The sequence below is a fragment of the Faecalibacterium hattorii genome (genome assembly GCF_003287455.1).
GTDB lineage: Bacteria > Bacillota > Clostridia > Oscillospirales > Ruminococcaceae > Faecalibacterium > Faecalibacterium hattorii.
Genome location: NZ_PRLC01000004.1, coordinates 69,942 through 86,831, shown reverse-complemented (window position 1 = coordinate 86,831; position 16,890 = coordinate 69,942). Strand labels below are relative to the sequence as shown.

Below are 16,890 nucleotides of genomic sequence, written 5' to 3'. Positions count from 1 at the left end.
GGGACGGCTACCACACGGCAGCTGCCCCCTCTTTTCAGGTGTCATCATAATGTCCGAAGCAGGACGCGATGATGATATTTCCGTCCTGCTCCTTATAAACGATTCGGTGCGTGTCGTCGATTCGGCGACTCCACCAGCCGCTCAAATCGCCCTTTAAGGCTTCGGGTTTGCCGATGCCCTCATAGGTGTTCCGTTGAATATCCTTTAGGAGGGCATTGATCCGCTTCAGCAGCTTTTTGTCTCGTGTCTGCCAAAGACAATAATCTTCCCACGCTTCCTCTTCCCAAAGCAATCTCATTTAATCTACCTCGATCAAGTCGTGCTCGGTGAGCTTGGCCTTACCGGTGTCGATGTCGTGCACGATCTGACGCAGGTGATTGATGTTGCTCTCTGCGTAGAACGGGTCAGCAGAGACCTCAAATGGAATGCGGTGCTCGCGCGAGACCTTTTTCGCAAAAATCGTGAAAGCAGTCGTCATGGAAAGCCCCATCTCAGCACAGACTTCCTCCATGTTGCGTTTCAGGTCTGGGTCCATCCGGAAGTTCACATTGACTGCATTTGCCATTCTAATACACCTCTTTCTTGATTCTATTATATGCGTCTGTAATGAAAAATGCAAGAACTTTCATTACATAATAAATGAATAACGAGAAATCTCTTGAAGAATTTGAGAACACGCCGTATAATTGAAGTGCAAAAGAGGGGATGAAAGATGAACGACTTTCAACCAAATCAGGATATCCGCCTTGTACCTTATTACCCAGCCTATGAAATTGCCCTTCCGTGGTATCAGGACGCAGAACTGTGCCATCATGTAGATAATCAGAATCGCATTTATGACCTGTCTATCCTGAAAAATATGTACCAGTATCTGAGTAGTCATGGTGATTTGTTCTACATTGAATATAAGGGCATTCTGTGCGGAGATGTATGCTTGCAGACAAGCGGAGAAATTTCGATTGTGGTCTGCAAAGGGTATCAGAATCGGCACATTGGGAGAACAGTGATTGGAAAGATTCTTGCACTGGCAAAAGAGAAGAAGTATCCGCGATGCTATGCAGAAATTTATTCTTTCAACAAGCAGTCCCGCAAAATGTTTGAAAGTATAGGATTTGTTCAGAAAGACGCAGAAACGTTTGTTTATACTTTAGAATGAAAAGGAGGCCCCTATGACCAATCTGACTTTAGACGAAAAGAAAGAGCTGATCCGAATGGCGCTGAAGGCCCGCGAGGGAGCCTATGTGCCGTATTCCGATTTTATGGTGGGCGCGGCGCTGCGGGCCGAGGATGGCCGCATCTTCACCGGCTGCAACGTGGAGAATGCCGCCTTCACCCCCACCAGCTGTGCCGAGCGCACGGCGCTGTTCAAGGCCGTCAGCGAGGGCGTGACCAAGTTTACCGATATCGCCATCGTGGGTGCCCGCCGGGGCGAGGTGAACAAGCAGATCACCTCCCCCTGCGGCGTCTGCCGTCAGGCACTGTTCGAGTTCGGCGGGCCGGAGCTGAACGTCATCATGGCGAAGACGCCGGACGACTTCATCGAGCGCAGCATGGACGAGCTGCTGCCCTTCGGCTTCGGGCCCTCCAATGTGGCGGGCAACAAGGCCGTGGAAGAATAACGGCCCCGGAAGCGGGAAAACACGCGAAATTGGCTAAAAGGTATTACTTTTACGCGAATTTTACAAAAAATCTGTAAAGATTTTGTAATCGGAATTTCCTTGCTTTCCTCACATCTCCCGGCTATACTTGAACCAGTAAATGTGCGAGTGTGCACATTTGGTCGTAAAACGAAAGTTTTTGTACACATAAAAGGAGATTTTACTTATGATGATTTCTCGTCGTAACTTTATGGCTGTGGCTGGTGCCGCTGCCGCTGCTGCTGCTCTGACCGCTTGCGGCGGTTCTTCCTCTTCCACCAGCACCGCTTCTTCTGCTGCTGCATCCTCTTCCGCTGCATCTGCAGCCGGCTCTGAGGCTGCTGGCAAGATCGTAAAGGTCGCTCTGACCTGCGATACCGGCACCATCGATGACGAGAGCTTCAATCAGGCTTGCTGGAGCGCCGTCTCTGCCTACATGGGCGATGACTGCCAGTACTACATCCCCGAAGCAGACGCTTCCGATGAGGACCGCGAGACCATGATCCGTCAGGCTGTCAACGATGGCGCTGAGGTCATCGTCTGCGTCGGCTACCTGTACGGCGCTTCTCTGGCATGGGCTGCTGAGCAGTATCCCGATGTCAAGTTCATCGCCATCGATGTGACGCAGGGCGATATCGGCACCGACAGCATCCCCACCAACTGCTACTGCATCACCTTCAAGGAGGAGCAGGCAGGTTATTTGGCTGGTTACGCCATCACGAAGGACGGCAAGACCAAGCTGGGCTTCCTCGGCGGCATGGCTGTTCCCGCAGTTATCCGTTACGGTTATGGCTTCGTGCAGGGCGCTGACGCTGCTGCTCAGGAGCTGGGCCAGAACATCGAGGTCAACTACTTCTACGGCGGCCAGTTCTACGGCGACGCAAACATCACCTCCCGTATGGAGGGCTGGTACTCCAACGGCACGCAGGTTGTCTTCGCTTGCGGCGGCGGCATCTACACCTCCGCTGTCGAGGCTGCTCTGAAGAACAACGGCTACGTCATCGGTGTTGACGTTGACCAGAACTACATCGGCGTCAACGGCGTGGCAGATGGTTCCTACGCTTACAACCCGTTCATCACCTCTGCTATGAAGGGCCTGTCCGCTGCTGTCGAGACCGCTCTGTCCGACATCGAGGCTGGCGAGTGGGGCGAGATCTCCGGTTCCAACGGCAACTTCGGTCTGGAAGACGGCGACTACATTGGTCTGCCCACCGATGAGGACAGCTGGAACTTCGACACCTTCACCGTGGAGGACTATGAGTCCCTCAAGGAGAAGATCGCTTCCGGCGAGATCACTGTTGACAACAGCTCCGACGACGCTACCAAGCCCACCGTCAGCGAGTTCACCACCGTCAACTACATCCAGTAATTGCTCCTATAAAACCCCAAAGGAGGGGCACCCCGCATGGGTGCCCCTCCTTTTTTTGCAGCCCTTGATCGAAAGATGACTTCGGAAAAAACTGGAGAAGTTGCACAAAAGTCATACTTTTGATATGGTGATTCCTTAAAAATTCAAAAAGAAGTGTGCAAAACGGCAAAAATACGGTATAATGGGAGATAGAATAGTATAGGTGTCGAACCGGCACGAAAGGAGAGTGAGCAGATTGGCAGAGGATTTTGTGATCGAGATGCTCCACATTACCAAGGAATTCCCCGGTATCAAGGCAAACGATGATATCACCCTGCAGCTGCGCAAAGGCGAGGTACACGCCCTGTTGGGCGAAAACGGTGCGGGCAAAAGTACGCTGATGAGCGTTCTGTTTGGCCTGTATCAGCCGGAGGAGGGCAAGATCCTCAAAAACGGCAAGGAGGTCGCCATCCGCAACCCCAACGACGCAAACGCACTGGGCATCGGCATGGTGCACCAGCACTTCAAGCTGGTGGAGTGCTTCAGCGTTCTGGACAACATCATTCTGGGCGTGGAACCCAATAAGCTGGGCTTTTTGCAGAAGGCCGAGGCCCGCAAGAAGGTCATGGCGCTGAGCGAGAAGTACGGCCTCCGTGTGGACCCGGATGCGCTCATCAGCGATATCTCGGTCGGTATGCAGCAGCGCGTTGAGATCCTGAAGATGCTCTACCGCGACAACGAGATCCTGATTTTCGACGAACCCACCGCCGTCCTGACCCCGCAGGAGATCGACGAGTTGATGGAGATCATGCGCGGGTTCAAGAAGGAGGGCAAGTCCATCCTCTTCATCACCCACAAGCTCAACGAGATCATGGCGGTCGCCGACCGCTGCACCGTCCTGCGCAAGGGCAAGTATATGGGAACCGTGGATATCAAGGACACCACCAAGGAGGAGCTCTCCCGCATGATGGTCGGCCGTGATGTCCAGCTTCAGGTCGATAAAAAGCCCGCAAAGCCGGGCAAGGTGGTGCTGGACGTGGAGAACGTCACCATGCAAAGCCCCCAGCACAAGAAGGATGCCGTCAGGAACGTCTCGTTCCAAGTCCACGCCGGGGAGATCGTCTGCTTGGCCGGTATCGAGGGCAACGGCCAGACCGAGTTCATCTATGGCCTGACCGGCCTCGAAAAGATCAACGGCGGCAAGATCATGCTGGACGGCAAGGACATCACCAGTGAGAGCATCCGCCAGCGCTCCAAGGACGGCATGAGCCATATCCCCGAAGACCGCCACAAGCACGGTCTGGTGCTGGATTACAGCCTTGAGAACAACATCGTGCTCCAGCGCTACTGGCAGCCGGAGTTCCAGAAGAACGGCTTCATCCGCAGCGATAAGGTGCGCGAGTATTCCGATCGGCTGATCCAGCAGTACGACGTGCGCAGCGGTCAGGGCAGCTCCACCATCGTGCGCAGCATGTCCGGCGGCAACCAGCAGAAGGCCATCATCGCCCGTGAGATCGATAAGGATCCCACGCTCTTGGTCGCTGTCCAGCCCACCCGCGGCTTGGATGTGGGTGCGATCGAATACATCCACCGTCAGATCGTGGCGGAGCGCGACAAGGGCAAGGCTGTCCTTCTGGTCAGCTTGGAGCTGGACGAAGTTATGAACCTGTCCGACCGCATCCTTGTCATGTATGAGGGTGAGATCGTGGGCGAATTTGATCCCAAGACCACCACGGTGCAGGAGCTGGGCCTCTACATGGCCGGCGCCCGCAAACAGGGAAAAGGGGAGTAAGCAGGAATGAAGAACAACAAACTTTCCCACAGAGTCCTCCAGAGTTCCATCACCAGCGTTCTGGCGGCACTGCTGTGTATCGTGATCGGCATGGCCGTCGGCTTCCTTGTGCTGCTGGCCATCAACCCGGCCCACGCATGGGGCGACGGCTTTGTCCGCATCCTCAAGGGCGGCTTCTATGATGCCCCCTACGGCGTCGGCAAGATGCTGGCCAATGCCGCGCCGCTCGTCATGACCGGCCTTTCCGTGGGCTTTGCCTTCAAGACCGGCCTGTTCAACATCGGTGCGGCCGGCCAGTATACGCTGGGCGCTTACGGTGCCCTCTACTGCGCTATCATGCTCAAGCTGCCTTGGTTCGTCTGCCTGTTGGTGGCGGCCATTCTGGGCGGCATCTGGGGCGCGATCCCCGGCTTCTTCAAGGCCTACTTCAACATCAACGAGGTCATCACCTCCATCATGTTCAACTGGATCGGCCTGTACCTCGTCAATGAGCTGGTCTACCAGAACGGCACCGGCCCCATGTACGACGTGCGCAACACCCGCACCCTGAATCTGGGCAAGAGCGCGGACTACGCCCAGTCCATCATCCCGGACTTCGGCCTGAACAAGCTGTTCCAGACCAACAGCACTACCATTGCCATCTTCTTGGCGGCCATCGTGGCCGTCCTGATCTGGGTCGTGCTGAACAAGACCACCTTCGGCTATGAGCTGAAGGCCGTCGGTCTGAACAAGAGCGCAGCCCGCTACGCCGGCATCAACGAGAAGAAGAACATCATCCTCTCCATGGCCATCGCCGGTGCGCTGTCCGGCTTCGGCGCGGGCCTGTTCTACCTGTCCAACGTGGGCCAGTGGAACCCGCTGAACTCCACCAGCCTCCCGGCCATGGGCTTCAACGGCATCTCCGTTGCCCTGCTGGCAAGCTCCAACCCCATCGGCACCATCTTCTCGGCCATCTTCATCTCCCACATCTCGGTGGGCGGCACCTTCCTTTCCACCAAGTATTACCCCACGGAGATCGCCGACCTCATCAGCGGTATCATCATCTATCTGTGCGCATTCTCGATGCTCTTCCGCGGCAAGATCCAGAAGATGCTGTTCAAGAACGCGGACAAGACCAACGTAAATGCAGAGCCTGCCCCGGCGGAAAAGGCCAACGCAAAGAAGGAGGGCAAGTAAGATGCTGCTTTTGATCAAATATACCCTGCTGTATGGCATCGTCCTGATGCTGGTGGCACTGGGCGGTATGTTCAGTGAGCACTCCGGCATCATCAATATCGCGCTGGAAGGCATCATGGTCATCGGCGGCGTGGCGGGTGTCCTCACCCTGACCATGCTTCCCTCCAGCATGTCCCCGGCGCTGGTGGTCCTCATCTCCATCCTTGTGGCGGCGCTGGCCGGTGTGGTCTACAGCTTGCTGCTGGCCTTCGCCTCCATCAACCTGAAGGCAGACCAGACCATCGGCGGCACGGCACTGAACCTGCTGGCGACCGCCATTGCAGTCGTCATCGCCAAATATTTCAGCGACAGCGGCAGCGCCAAGCTGAACTATTCCAATAAGGCGTTCCTGTTCAGCATCGGCGGTTTGGAGCTGAGCGTCTTTGTCCCGCTGGGCATCGTCCTGCTCGTCATCAGCTATATCGTGCTGTATAAGACCCGCTTCGGTCTGCGGCTGCGTGCCTGCGGCGAGCACCCGCAGGCAGCGGACTCCGTGGGCATCAACGTCTACAAGATGCGCTATGCGGGCGTGCTGATCTCCGGTGCGCTGGGTGCCATCGGCGGCATGGCCTACATCGTGCCTCCGGTCCAGACGTGGAACTTCGAAGTCGGCGTGGCCGGTGCGGGCTTCCTCGCCATGGCCGTTATGATCTTCGGCCAGTGGAAACCCTTCAACATCTGCGCGGCGGCAATGTTCTTCGCCGTCTTCAAGAGTCTGGCCAACATCGCCGACTCCACCTTCCTTGCGCAGTTCCATTGGTCCAGCAACATCTATAACATGATGCCGTTCATCGCTTCGATGATCATTCTGGCCTTCACCTCCAAGAACAGCATGGCCCCCAAGGCCGAGGGCATCCCTTACGACAAGGGTTCCCGCTGATTCGGACGCAAGGTTTACCGGGCGCAGCTGCTTTCGGGCGGCTGCGCCCGTTTTCGTGTAAAACGTCTAAAATGTGCCTTGATTTTGTGCCAAGATTTGATATACTGGAACCAGAAACTAGGAAAACAGGAGCGTGACTTTATGCGTATTTATGACCTGATCGCGAAAAAGCGGGACGGCGGCACCCACACCCGTGAGGAGCTGGAAGCCATCGTCAACGGGTTCGTCAGCGGGGAAGTGGCCGATTACCAGATGGCCGCTTGGATGATGGCCGTCTACCTGCGCGGCATGACCGACGCGGAGACCGCCGAGCTGACCGACGTGATGGCCCACAGCGGCGTCATGGTGGATCTTTCGCCCATCCCCGGCATCAAGGTGGACAAGCACTCCACCGGCGGCGTCGGCGATAAGACCACCCTCGTCATCGCGCCCGTGGTGGCGGCGTGCGGCGTGAAGATCGCCAAGATGAGCGGCCGCGGCCTCGGCCACACCGGCGGCACCATCGACAAGATGGAGAGCGTGCCCGGCACCCGGACCGCCCTCTCGCAGGAGGATTTCTTCGCGCAGGTGAACAAGATCGGCCTGTCGGTCATCGGCCAGAGCGAGGGCATCGCCGTGGCGGATAAAAAGATGTACGCCCTGCGGGACGTGACGGCCACCGTCAGCTGCATCCCGCTCATCGCGTCGTCCATCATGTCCAAGAAGCTGGCCTCCGGCTCGGACGCCATCCTGCTGGATGTCACCACCGGCACCGGTGCCTTCATGAAGACCGTGGATCAGAGCATTGAGCTGGCCAAGCTCATGGTCTCCATCGGCACCCACCACGGCCGCCGGGTGGCCGCCATGATCACCGATATGGACACCCCGCTGGGCCGCAACATCGGCAACAGCCTTGAGGTGATGGAGAGCATGGAGGTGCTCAAGGGCAAAGGCCCCGCCGACCTGACCGAGGTCTGCCTCCAACTGGCGACGAATATGCTGGTGCTGGCCGATAAGGGCACCCCCGCCGCGTGCCGCGCCATGGCCGAGGCCGTCATCGCAGACGGCTCCGCCTTCGCCAAGTGTAAGGAGATGTTCGCGGCGCAGGGCGGCGATACCCGCGTGCTGGACGACTACAGCCTCTTCGAAAAGCCCGCTGCCAGCTATGAGCTGCTGGCCGAGCAGGACGGCTACATCGTCGCCAATGACGCCGAGAAGATCGGCTCCGCCAGCGTCCTGCTGGGTGCCGGCCGCCAGAAGAAGGGCGACCCGCTGGACTTTGCCGCCGGCATCACCCTGCACAAAAAGCGCGGCGACTACGTCCACAAGGGCGAAAGCCTCGCCACCTTCTACGGCGCAGCGGAGAAGTTCGCCGCCGCCGCCGAAGAGTACCGCAGCGGCCTCGTCTACGGTCCCGAAAAGCCCGACGAAGCCCCGCTGGTCTACGCCCTCGTCACAAAAGACGGTGTGGAACGGTATTAAGAGATCAAACAAAAGGCAGGGCCGGGATTTTTCGGCTCTGCCTTTTGTGTCAGTTCTGCTTTTGTACGATCAGCCCACTGAGGGCAACGGCAAGCCCCAGAAGAACGAGTCCGGCCCCGGCCTGCCCGAAAATGTCCCCGATTGCACCCACGAGCGGGCTGGCGGGAATCATCAGCAGACTGTAGGCTATGTTGTCCATGCTGATGAGAGTGGCCCGCTGGTCACTGGGGATGGCATCGTTCAACAGTCGGTTCTCGTGCAGGAGCCAGGCACCCAATACGCCTTCGGCCAGCATACAACCCAAAATGCCCACCAGTGCAGGCGCGGCACCCACGCAGAGGCATCCGATGCCGCAGAGCAGGGCACAGAGGGTATAAAACCGCCGGAAACTGTGCAGGTGGATTCGACGACCCCATTCCGTACCCAGCATAGCAGCCAGATTGCTGAACAGTAACGGAAGAAACAGCAGCGAAGTGGGATATCCCAGTTCTACCAGACGCTGTTGAAAGAACATGATGCTCAGATAGTTGGAGCCGCTGATGACGGCGCTGGACAGAATGAGTCTCCCGACTGACGGGCAGGAGCGGAGGACCCGCAGACTGTCCTGGATCAGCTGAGCAAATTGGGCGGGCAGCTCCCGCAGAGGATGCTGCTTCCGGCTGGCCTGCGTTTCGGTGACGATGGGTTCCTCTAAACGTGTGATGGCAAGGGCAGAAATGCTCTCAAAAGCGGCGCTCAGAAGATAAAATCCGGAAAAGCCCAGAAATTTGTGCAGAAGACTGGTCAGTGAACCGAGGGCATTGGTAACATTTGTGATCTGGTACTCATTGGCCGATACTTGAATGTAATCTTGTTCGCGGCCCGCTTGCTTCAAGCTGTCGTAGGTCAGTGCAGAACTGGTGCCGGAGAACAGGGCGTTGGACAGTGCGTTCAACGCCATAGCAAGGCAGATGACAAACAGGTTCGGGGCAAAGGCTATCAATAAGTTGTAGGCCACGACCAGGACACCGCCCAAGACGAGGGCGCGCTTACGGCCGAACAGGTCAGCGGCCATCCCGCTGGGAATCTCGGCCAGCAGACTGACCGTATAATAGATGCTTTTGGCAAGACCGATCTCCAGCAGTGAGAAGCCCCGCGCGGCCAGCAGGGCCACCCAGACCGCATCCGTGATGCGCAGGCCGGAGAAAAAATCGGAAAGATAAATACAACGGAGCTGTCTTTTCAGGTTGAGCGGATGGTTCATGGGAACACCCTTTCTATTGAACAAATCGATTTCAAAATAGAAAGTGCGCCTTTTTGATGATCCTTCGTACAACCTCTCAGTCTCGCTCACGCTCGACGGCTCTCCTGGTAGGAGAGTCTCTGGCGAAACCGGACACGCGGTGTGGACTGCCAAGGCCTCTCCTACAAGGAGAGGTGGCAATGCGAAGCATTGACGGAGAGGTTGTATCAAAACTGCGTTTGGAAAAGAAAAAACGCACAGCAAAGCTGTGCAGCACAAAATTCATGCTCCACGCTTTGCTGGAAGAAATATCTGCCAATGAGGACAAGGCCCGCACGTTCACGCAAAAAAGACCTGTGTGTTCCGCAGGGCCTACCCGGTATGCCAATGACTTCCCCTTCGGGGGAGCTGGCTACACAGCAGACGGAGAGGGATATCCCCTAAAAATGGGCGCACTTCGAGCCGGAAACGCTTAATCTACGACGCGGGATTTCGAGTAAACCGCGCAGCAGTTCCGACCATTCAGGTGCACCCTCCTTCCAGTAAATCGTTGAATCGACTATACCACATTTCCACACAAAATGCAAGAACGGTTGGAAAACCTCAGAAAACCGCATAAACAGTGGAACTATCCGTCGAACTGTGCTATACTAAAACTGTATTTTCGCTTGGCAATACACTTCCCACAGGGGAAGAAAAAGAAAGGATTTTTTTCTATGAGGATCATTCTGGTGGGCGGCGGCAAGGTCGGCACAGCGCTGGCGCGGCAGCTCAGCGAGGAAGACCACAGCGTGACGGTCATCGACACGAACAAGGCCCGCGTGGAGCACCTGAGCGAGTCGTATGACGTGATGGGCATCGTAGGCAACGGTTCGTCCATCACCACCCTGTCCGAAGCCGGAATCGAAGAAGCCGATGTGTTCATCGCGGTCACCGGTTCCGACGAGCTGAACCTGCTGTGCTGCATGTTCGCGAAGAAGGCGGGCCACTGCCACGCCATCGCCCGCGTGCGCAACCCGTCCTACAGTCACGAGCTGGACTTCATCAAAAAGCAGATCGGCATCTCGGCCATCATCAACCCGGAGATGGCGGCGGCGCGGGAAATTTCCCACCTGCTGCGGTTCCCCGGCGCAAGCAAGATCGATACCTTTGCGGGGGGCCGCGTCCGGCTGATCAAGTTCACCCTGACCGACCAGCAGGAGCTGGACGGCACGGCCATCCACGAGATCCCCACCCGGCTCAAGAGCGATATCCTCGTCTGCGCCGTCGAGCGGGCGGGGGACGTCATCATCCCCAACGGCAACTTCGTGCTGCGCAGCGGCGATCAGGTCACCTTCCTTGCCACGCAGGAAAAGGCCCACGAGTTCTTCCAGCGCATCCATCTGGCGGTCCGCCCGGTGCGCAATGCGCTGATCGTGGGTGGCGGTGCCATCGGCTTCTACCTCAGTCAGGAGCTGCTGGAAAACCATGTCCGCGTCCGCATCGTGGAGCGGGACCCGGAGCGCTGCAATGTGCTGGCCGAGTCCCTGCCGGAAGCACAGATCCTGTGCGAGGATGGCTCGAACCGCGAGTTTCTGCTCTCTGAGGGGTTGGAGTCTACCGAAGCCTTCGTGGCTCTGACCAACATCGACGAGGAGAACGTTCTGCTGACCCTGTTTGCCAAAAAGCACTCCCACGGCAAGCTGGTCACCAAGGTCAACCGGCTGGAGTTCGACGACATTCTGGCCGGGCTGGATCTGGGCAGCATCGTCTACCCTAAGTACATGACCTGCGATTACATCGTGCAGTATGTCCGTGCCTTGCAGAATGAAGCGGGCAGCAACATCAAGACTCTGTACCGCATTCTGGACGACCGTGTGGAAGCGCTGGAATTCACGGTCCACGAGGAGAGCCGGGCCACCGGTGTGCCGCTGAGCCGTCTGCACCTGAAAAAGAATACCCTGCTGTGCTGCATCACCCGCGGCAATGAGATCAAGATCCCCCGCGGCGGCGACCAGATCCAAGTGGGCGACAGCGTCATCGTCGTCACGCTGGAGCATGGTCTGCACGATCTGCGGGACATCGTGGAAGAGTGACGGAGGCGCAGCATGAATTATGCGATCGTTTTACGGCTGCTGAGCTACATCCTGCTGACGGAGGGCGCTCTGCTGCTGCTGCCCGCCGTCGCCAGCCTGTGCTACGGCGAGTGGTTCGTGATGGGCGTGTTCCTGTTCACGGCGGCCCTCAGCGCGCTGGCGGGGGCGTTGTTCCACCGCGTCAAGGCCAAGAGCCAGATCTTCTATATGCGGGAAGGCTTTGTGACCACGGCGCTGTGCTGGCTGCTCATCAGTGTGGTGGGTGCCGTGCCCTTTGTGCTGACCGGCTGCATCCCGAACCCGGTGGATGCGCTGTTTGAGACCGTTTCCGGCTTTACCACCACCGGCGCGTCCATCCTGCCCGCTGTGGCGGACCTGCCCAAGGGCATTCTGTTCTGGCGCAGCTTCACCCACTGGGTCGGCGGCATGGGCGTTTTGGTGTTTCTGCTGTCCCTGCTGCCCCTGACCGGCGGTTCCCACGTCAACCTGATGAAGGCGGAAAGCCCCGGCCCGCAGGTGGATAAGCTGGTGCCCAAGGTCCAGTCCACCGCCAAGATTTTGTACGGCATCTATCTTGCCCTGACCGTGATCGAGTTCATCTTCCTGCTGTTTGGCCGGATGTCGGTCTTCGATGCCATGCTTACGGCTTTCGGCACGGCGGGCACCGGCGGCTTCGGCTTCCTCAATGACAGCTTCGCCAGCTTTTCGCCCTACATCCAGTGGGTCGTGACCATTTTCATGATCCTCTTCGGCGTCAACTTCAACGCCTACTTCCTGCTGCTGATGCGCCGGTTCCGCCGCGCCGCAGCCAGCGAGGAAGTGCGGGCCTACTTCCTCATCATCGCGGTGGCGGTGGGCATCATCACCTGCAACATCTACAGCATGTACAACGGCCTCGGCGAGGCGCTGCGCCATGCGGCCTTCCAAGTGGGTTCCATCATCACGACCACCGGCTTTTCCAGCTGCGATTTTGACCTCTGGCCGACCCTTTCCAAGGAGATCCTCGTGATGCTGATGTTTGTGGGTGCCTGTGCGGGCAGCACGGGCGGCGGCATAAAGGTCAGCCGCCTCCTGCTGCTGGGCAAGAGCCTGAAAAAGGAGCTGAAACAGGCGCTCCACCCGCAGGTGGTGGCCCCGGTCCGGATGGACGGCAAGCTGGTCAACCACGAGACCATCCGTGCAACGAATGTCTATGTGGCGGCCTACATCTTCATTTTTGCGGCGTCGTTCCTCCTCATCAGCCTTGACGGCTTCGATATGGTGACGAACTTCACCGCCATTGCCGCAACGCTGAACAATATCGGCCCCGGCCTGAATCAGGTCGGCCCCATGATGAATTTCGGCGGCTACTCGAACCCCGCCAAGCTCGTCATGATCTTCGACATGCTCGCGGGCCGCTTGGAAATTTTCCCCATGCTCGTTTTGTTCCTGCCCGATACATGGCGGAGGTTCTGATGAAAATGGGTTGAATTCGACTGTGGTTCGTGATATACTGAAGGCGTAGAAGAGGTGATTTTCATGAGCGTTCGGGAACAACTGAATCAATTGACGGCAACGCTGCCGGATTACAAGCTGGCTTATGTGCTGGCTTATGTTCAAGGGCTGGTTGCAGAGGACATGGCGGAAAAAGAAGATGATGCTTACTGCGAACAGCTTTTGAAAGACTACCAAAATGACCCTGACCCGCACAAGACAGATACGATTCCGCTGGAGCAGCTTGCGCGGGAATTGGGAGTTGCGCTATGAAGTATCAAATAGTCATCGAAAAACGGGCAGCTAAATTTATCCGGAAGCAGCAGCCTACACAACAAAAAAGAATCCTTGCTGCATTGGCGCAGTTGCCGTTTGCAGGTGATATTAAACCAATGGCGGGACAGAGCGGTTTCTATCGGCTGCGCGTTGGGGACTATCGTATTTTGTATACCGTGGAAGAGGAAATCATCACAGTTCGCGTAACGGACGCTGGGAACCGCGGAGATGTTTACAAGTAAGAAAAAGGACTGTCGTTCGTTTTGAGCGGCAGTCCTTTTTTATGCAAAATTATTCTATGATATCCTTCCGAAGAAGAGTCCTTCGGTGAGGTTCACGAAAACCTCCGGTTGTTTCAGAACATGCTGTTTCCCGTTGTAGAAGACGGTTTCGTTATTGGCGGCCACGACAAGTTCCGAGCCGTTCTTTTGATGAAATATGTAAGTGACAAGCGGTGCGGAATCATCTTCGGATTTGACGAAAATGTTATATTTCAGTAGATTCAGCATGGCGGTGCACCTTTTAAGGTCGTCTGAGTCGGAAATTTCTTTTGCGTCCGGGGACAAACTGGAATAAGTAATGGTGACGGATTCGACCTGTTCATCAATGGGAAGAAAAATCAACCAGCAGCCGTCCACGGCGATTTTGATGCCAGTTACGAGGAACATCGTTGCAAGGATGGAAAGCAGAAATTTGCCGACTGCTTTGAGCAATTTATTCATAGTACACCCCGTTCATTCGGAAGGCCGATCGGCGGACGGACATTTATCATTCTGGAAAGATCACTTTTTCCGAAAATATTTGATAAATGCCAGCGTCCCGGTAACAAAAAAGACAAGTTGTGCCGTATTGAGCGCGACGGTAAGAAAAACACTCACACTGACAAGGGACATACGATAATTCCTTTCTTTTATGCTCTTACTCTGATGCGATATCGTCCAAAACTTGCTTTACCTCTTCAAGAAACGCTTCCTCGCCGAGGGTGTTGACCTTGAAGAAAACAGCCTGACTGCCGCCGGCGGTGATAGCCGAAAGGCGGAGGGGACTGTCACTGTTCTGGAACAAGGTCAGCGTCAGGCTGAGGCGATTGCCGCCCATCATGCTGTAGCGCTCGAACACCCGGACGCTGCACCGGGCGGAACCTTCGCGGAAGTCGCTGGAAGCTTCGAGATTCGCCGACCAACTGCCGCTTACGATCTCCTGCTCCAAGCGGTGAAGAAGTGCATCGAAGTTCTGATTGCGGATGGTACGTTCCAAAATTGCCATAGCGGTTCCTCCTGTATAACAAAATCCCGTCGTCCTTTTACTTGGAATACGAAGGAACGGCGGGAAAAATTGCAGGGAAGCGGCGGAGTTTTTCAGAACGTCAGTTCGGCCTTTTCCTGTGCGCGGTATTGCAGAGCTTCCAGCAGGGCGTCCTCGTCGAGGAGGGCTTTTCCGGCGAGGTCGGCGACGGTGCGGGCCACCCGGAGGATGCGGTCGTGGGCGCGGGCGGAAAGGCCCAGCGTGTCGTAGGAGGTGCGGAGGAGCTGCTCGGCACCGGGGGTCATCCGGCAGACGCGGCGCACCTGCCCGGCGGTGAGCTGGGCGTTGCAGCGGACACCTTCGTAGCCGGGGGCGGCGTAGCGCTTGGCCTGAACTTGGCGGGCGCGCAGCACCTGCTGGCGCAGTGCGGCGCTGCTCTCGGAGGGGGAAGCCGCGTGGAGTTCGTCAAAGGCGATGGGGTCCATCTCGACGCAGAGGTCGATGCGGTCCAGCAGCGGGCCGGAAACCCGGCTGCGGTACTGCCGCACGGCGCTGGGCGAGCAGGTGCAGGGATGGGTCGGGTGGCCGTAATAGCCGCACTTGCAGGGGTTCATGGCCGCGACCAATTGGAACCGGCTGGGGTAGGTGGCGCTGCCCGCCGCGCGGCTGACCGTGATCTGGCCGTCCTCCAGCGGCTGCCGCAGCACTTCGAGACTTTCGCGGGAAAATTCCGGCAGTTCGTCCAAAAACAGAACGCCGCAGTCGGCAAGGCTGCACTCGCCGGGGCGGAAGGTGGCGCCGCCGCCCGCCAGCGAAACGGCGCTGGCGGAGTGATGGGGGCTGCGGAAGGGGCGGCTCGTGATAAGCCCGCGCCCCTTGGGCAGCTGCCCGGCGATGGAATAGATCTTCGTCGTCTCCACGGCCTCGTCCCGGCTCAGCGGCGGCAGGATGCCGGGCAGACGCTTGGCCAGCATGGATTTGCCGGTGCCGGGTGCGCCGATCAACAGCACATTGTGGCCGCCTGCCGCCGCGATGACCATGGCCCGGCGGGCGAGGGGCTGCCCCATGACGTCCGCGAAATCGGGGGCGCTGTTCCAACTGTCGGCGGGGTCGAAGGGGAGGGGAACCGTCGGAACGATGGGCGTGACTCCGCGCAGTGCGTCCACCACCTCCCGCGCGGTGCGGGCCGGGTAGACCTTCATGGCAGTGCCGCCCGCCTCGGCGGCTTCGGCGGCGTTTTCGGCGGGGACGTAGAGGGCTTTGATGCCGTCTGCCGCCGCGGCCAGCGCCATAGGAAGCACACCGGACACTGGCCGCAGGGCCCCATCCAGCGCCAGTTCGCCGAGGAAGGCGGTATCGGCGGGCAGCGCCTCCAACTGGCCGGAGGAAGCCAGCACGGCCAGCAGCAGGGGCAGGTCGTAAACCGGGCCGGTCTTGCGGACGTCAGCGGGGGCCAGATTGACCGTGATGTGGCGGTCCGGCCACTTGAAGCCCAGATTTTTGACGGCGGCACGGACGCGGTCGCCGCTTTCGCGCACGGCGGAGTCCGGCAGACCCACCAGCGAAAAGGCGGGCAGCCCGCCGGATACATCCGCCTCGACCGCAACAGCAAAGCCGTTCAGGCCGTTCAGACCGTAGCTTTTCAGGACAGAGTACATAAAATCTCCTTGCAGCACTCCCTGTTGGAGGCATTTTTGTTTTTTGCGGTTAAGAAGCGGCTAAGATTCTGGAAAATCTGCATTTCGACAGATTTCCATCTTGCTTTTCATTATAGTTTGGGGTATTGATAAAGTCAATGTGTGAAATCAATAGGAGGGAAGAAGTATGATCGTTAAGGAATCCTGTCGGTATGTCCGCTCTTACTCAGAGCTGGAAGGGTTGCAGCGGGCCCATACCCTGTGCTATTCTGCCCGCCGCACCGAAACGGGCATCGTGCTGGAATTGGCACTGGAAGAGGGCGGCGTGCGCTCGGCTCACAGGGCGCTGTGCCCCTCGGAAAATTTCCCACGGGCCATGCGGCTGATGAAATACCTGTACGAAAACGGCGTCGGGGCGGAGCAGTGGCTCGATGTGCTGAGCGACTACGGCCAGCAGTTCGTCAAACTGCCCACATTAAAAACGACCCAGACAGCCCAAATTGCGGAACCGGGCTGCCGATTTGTGGCATTTGTATGATTTGTGCGGCAAAACTTCTTACATAATATGGAATTGACACAGCCCGGACAAGAGTTTATAGTATAAGTAGGTTTGGAAAAACTACCCTTTG

The 16,890-nt window shown here is 57.6% G+C and carries 19 protein-coding genes; 13 read left to right on the top strand and 6 right to left on the bottom strand.

Annotation, left to right across the window (positions count from 1 at the left end):
- Window positions 1-34: 34 nt before the first annotated feature.
- Complete coding sequence (locus tag C4N23_RS04045) at window positions 35-298, bottom strand: Txe/YoeB family addiction module toxin (protein WP_112144229.1); 264 nt, start codon at window positions 296-298, stop codon at window positions 35-37.
- Window positions 299-565: a type II toxin-antitoxin system RelB/DinJ family antitoxin gene (locus C4N23_RS04040; RefSeq protein ID WP_097839298.1), complete on the bottom strand. Its 267-nt coding sequence runs from the start codon at window positions 563-565 to the stop codon at window positions 299-301.
- 147 nt (window positions 566-712) lie between these two features.
- On the opposite strand from C4N23_RS04040, the gene C4N23_RS04035 reads away from it, so the two are divergent.
- From C4N23_RS04035 to C4N23_RS04005, 7 genes are all read left to right on the top strand, one after another.
- On the top strand, window positions 713-1,156 hold the full coding sequence (locus C4N23_RS04035; RefSeq protein ID WP_112144226.1) for a GNAT family N-acetyltransferase: 444 nt from the start codon (window positions 713-715) through the stop codon (window positions 1,154-1,156).
- Between the two features lie 13 nt (window positions 1,157-1,169).
- A complete protein-coding gene (locus C4N23_RS04030; protein WP_055189296.1) occupies window positions 1,170-1,619 on the top strand; it encodes a cytidine deaminase in 450 nt (149 codons plus the stop codon).
- A 205-nt stretch (window positions 1,620-1,824) separates the two neighbouring features.
- Window positions 1,825-3,006, top strand: a complete 1,182-nt coding sequence (locus tag C4N23_RS04025) for a BMP family lipoprotein (RefSeq protein WP_112144223.1) — start codon at window positions 1,825-1,827, stop codon at window positions 3,004-3,006.
- Window positions 3,007-3,265: 259 nt separating this feature from the next.
- On the top strand, window positions 3,266-4,777 hold the full coding sequence (locus C4N23_RS04020) for an ABC transporter ATP-binding protein (protein WP_097839381.1): 1,512 nt from the start codon (window positions 3,266-3,268) through the stop codon (window positions 4,775-4,777).
- Between the two features lie 6 nt (window positions 4,778-4,783).
- Entirely contained in the window at window positions 4,784-5,953 is a 1,170-nt protein-coding gene (locus C4N23_RS04015) for an ABC transporter permease (RefSeq protein WP_112144221.1), read from the top strand.
- Between the two features lies 1 nt (window position 5,954).
- Window positions 5,955-6,872, top strand: a complete 918-nt coding sequence (locus C4N23_RS04010; RefSeq protein WP_112144219.1) for an ABC transporter permease — start codon at window positions 5,955-5,957, stop codon at window positions 6,870-6,872.
- Between the two features lie 141 nt (window positions 6,873-7,013).
- Window positions 7,014-8,333: a thymidine phosphorylase gene (locus tag C4N23_RS04005; protein WP_112144217.1), complete on the top strand. Its 1,320-nt coding sequence runs from the start codon at window positions 7,014-7,016 to the stop codon at window positions 8,331-8,333.
- Between the two features lie 49 nt (window positions 8,334-8,382).
- Here the strand turns inward: C4N23_RS04005 and C4N23_RS04000 are convergent, their stop codons facing one another.
- Window positions 8,383-9,576: an MFS transporter gene (locus C4N23_RS04000; RefSeq protein WP_112144215.1), complete on the bottom strand. Its 1,194-nt coding sequence runs from the start codon at window positions 9,574-9,576 to the stop codon at window positions 8,383-8,385.
- Between the two features lie 179 nt (window positions 9,577-9,755).
- Between C4N23_RS04000 and C4N23_RS03995 the strand changes: the two genes are divergently transcribed.
- From C4N23_RS03995 to C4N23_RS03975, 5 genes are all read left to right on the top strand, one after another.
- A complete protein-coding gene (locus C4N23_RS03995; protein WP_055189284.1) occupies window positions 9,756-10,031 on the top strand; it encodes a hypothetical protein in 276 nt (91 codons plus the stop codon).
- A gap of 240 nt (window positions 10,032-10,271) precedes the next feature.
- Complete coding sequence (trkA, locus tag C4N23_RS03990) at window positions 10,272-11,630, top strand: Trk system potassium transporter TrkA (RefSeq protein ID WP_055189282.1); 1,359 nt, start codon at window positions 10,272-10,274, stop codon at window positions 11,628-11,630.
- Window positions 11,631-11,642: 12 nt separating this feature from the next.
- Window positions 11,643-13,085: a TrkH family potassium uptake protein gene (locus tag C4N23_RS03985; RefSeq protein ID WP_112144213.1), complete on the top strand. Its 1,443-nt coding sequence runs from the start codon at window positions 11,643-11,645 to the stop codon at window positions 13,083-13,085.
- Between the two features lie 63 nt (window positions 13,086-13,148).
- A complete protein-coding gene (locus C4N23_RS03980) occupies window positions 13,149-13,376 on the top strand; it encodes a hypothetical protein (RefSeq protein WP_112144211.1) in 228 nt (75 codons plus the stop codon).
- Window positions 13,373-13,621 carry a type II toxin-antitoxin system RelE family toxin gene (locus C4N23_RS03975; protein WP_112144209.1) on the top strand — a complete coding sequence of 83 codons (249 nt, stop codon included), beginning with the start codon at window positions 13,373-13,375 and terminating at the stop codon, window positions 13,619-13,621. Before C4N23_RS03980 ends, C4N23_RS03975 begins: the two co-directional genes overlap by 4 nt.
- Before the next feature lie 54 nt (window positions 13,622-13,675).
- Here the strand turns inward: C4N23_RS03975 and C4N23_RS03970 are convergent, their stop codons facing one another.
- The 3 genes from C4N23_RS03970 to C4N23_RS03960 all read right to left on the bottom strand — a co-directional run bounded on the left by C4N23_RS03970 (window position 13,676) and on the right by C4N23_RS03960 (window position 16,282).
- Window positions 13,676-14,101 (bottom strand): hypothetical protein, encoded by a 426-nt coding sequence (locus tag C4N23_RS03970; RefSeq protein ID WP_112144207.1) that lies wholly within the window; start codon window positions 14,099-14,101, stop codon window positions 13,676-13,678.
- Window positions 14,102-14,297: 196 nt separating this feature from the next.
- Window positions 14,298-14,645, bottom strand: a complete 348-nt coding sequence (locus tag C4N23_RS03965; RefSeq protein WP_112144205.1) for a DUF6054 family protein — start codon at window positions 14,643-14,645, stop codon at window positions 14,298-14,300.
- Window positions 14,646-14,737: 92 nt separating this feature from the next.
- Complete coding sequence (locus C4N23_RS03960; RefSeq protein WP_112144203.1) at window positions 14,738-16,282, bottom strand: YifB family Mg chelatase-like AAA ATPase; 1,545 nt, start codon at window positions 16,280-16,282, stop codon at window positions 14,738-14,740.
- Window positions 16,283-16,448: 166 nt separating this feature from the next.
- Here C4N23_RS03960 and C4N23_RS03955 point away from each other — a divergent pair, with 166 nt between their 5' ends.
- Window positions 16,449-16,799 carry a hypothetical protein gene (locus tag C4N23_RS03955; protein ID WP_055189276.1) on the top strand — a complete coding sequence of 117 codons (351 nt, stop codon included), beginning with the start codon at window positions 16,449-16,451 and terminating at the stop codon, window positions 16,797-16,799.
- The last annotated feature ends 91 nt before the right edge of the window (window positions 16,800-16,890 follow it).

What these genes read in the sequence shown, in the direction of transcription:
- C4N23_RS04020 (WP_097839381.1), top strand. Translation starts at nt 3,266, where the DNA reads ATGCTCCACATTACCAAGGAATTCCCCGGTATCAAGGCAAACGATGAT.
- C4N23_RS03970 (WP_112144207.1), bottom strand. Translation starts at nt 14,101, where the DNA reads ATGAATAAATTGCTCAAAGCAGTCGGCAAATTTCTGCTTTCCATCCTT.
- C4N23_RS03965 (WP_112144205.1), bottom strand. Translation starts at nt 14,645, where the DNA reads ATGGCAATTTTGGAACGTACCATCCGCAATCAGAACTTCGATGCACTT.
- C4N23_RS04015 (WP_112144221.1), top strand. Translation starts at nt 4,784, where the DNA reads ATGAAGAACAACAAACTTTCCCACAGAGTCCTCCAGAGTTCCATCACC.
- trkA (WP_055189282.1), top strand. Translation starts at nt 10,272, where the DNA reads ATGAGGATCATTCTGGTGGGCGGCGGCAAGGTCGGCACAGCGCTGGCG.
- C4N23_RS04010 (WP_112144219.1), top strand. Translation starts at nt 5,955, where the DNA reads ATGCTGCTTTTGATCAAATATACCCTGCTGTATGGCATCGTCCTGATG.
- C4N23_RS04035 (WP_112144226.1), top strand. Translation starts at nt 713, where the DNA reads ATGAACGACTTTCAACCAAATCAGGATATCCGCCTTGTACCTTATTAC.
- C4N23_RS03960 (WP_112144203.1), bottom strand. Translation starts at nt 16,282, where the DNA reads ATGTACTCTGTCCTGAAAAGCTACGGTCTGAACGGCCTGAACGGCTTT.
- C4N23_RS04000 (WP_112144215.1), bottom strand. Translation starts at nt 9,576, where the DNA reads ATGAACCATCCGCTCAACCTGAAAAGACAGCTCCGTTGTATTTATCTT.
- C4N23_RS04025 (WP_112144223.1), top strand. Translation starts at nt 1,825, where the DNA reads ATGATGATTTCTCGTCGTAACTTTATGGCTGTGGCTGGTGCCGCTGCC.
- C4N23_RS04045 (WP_112144229.1), bottom strand. Translation starts at nt 298, where the DNA reads ATGAGATTGCTTTGGGAAGAGGAAGCGTGGGAAGATTATTGTCTTTGG.
- C4N23_RS04030 (WP_055189296.1), top strand. Translation starts at nt 1,170, where the DNA reads ATGACCAATCTGACTTTAGACGAAAAGAAAGAGCTGATCCGAATGGCG.
- C4N23_RS03975 (WP_112144209.1), top strand. Translation starts at nt 13,373, where the DNA reads ATGAAGTATCAAATAGTCATCGAAAAACGGGCAGCTAAATTTATCCGG.
- C4N23_RS04040 (WP_097839298.1), bottom strand. Translation starts at nt 565, where the DNA reads ATGGCAAATGCAGTCAATGTGAACTTCCGGATGGACCCAGACCTGAAA.
- C4N23_RS04005 (WP_112144217.1), top strand. Translation starts at nt 7,014, where the DNA reads ATGCGTATTTATGACCTGATCGCGAAAAAGCGGGACGGCGGCACCCAC.
- C4N23_RS03980 (WP_112144211.1), top strand. Translation starts at nt 13,149, where the DNA reads ATGAGCGTTCGGGAACAACTGAATCAATTGACGGCAACGCTGCCGGAT.
- C4N23_RS03995 (WP_055189284.1), top strand. Translation starts at nt 9,756, where the DNA reads ATGCGAAGCATTGACGGAGAGGTTGTATCAAAACTGCGTTTGGAAAAG.
- C4N23_RS03955 (WP_055189276.1), top strand. Translation starts at nt 16,449, where the DNA reads ATGATCGTTAAGGAATCCTGTCGGTATGTCCGCTCTTACTCAGAGCTG.
- C4N23_RS03985 (WP_112144213.1), top strand. Translation starts at nt 11,643, where the DNA reads ATGAATTATGCGATCGTTTTACGGCTGCTGAGCTACATCCTGCTGACG.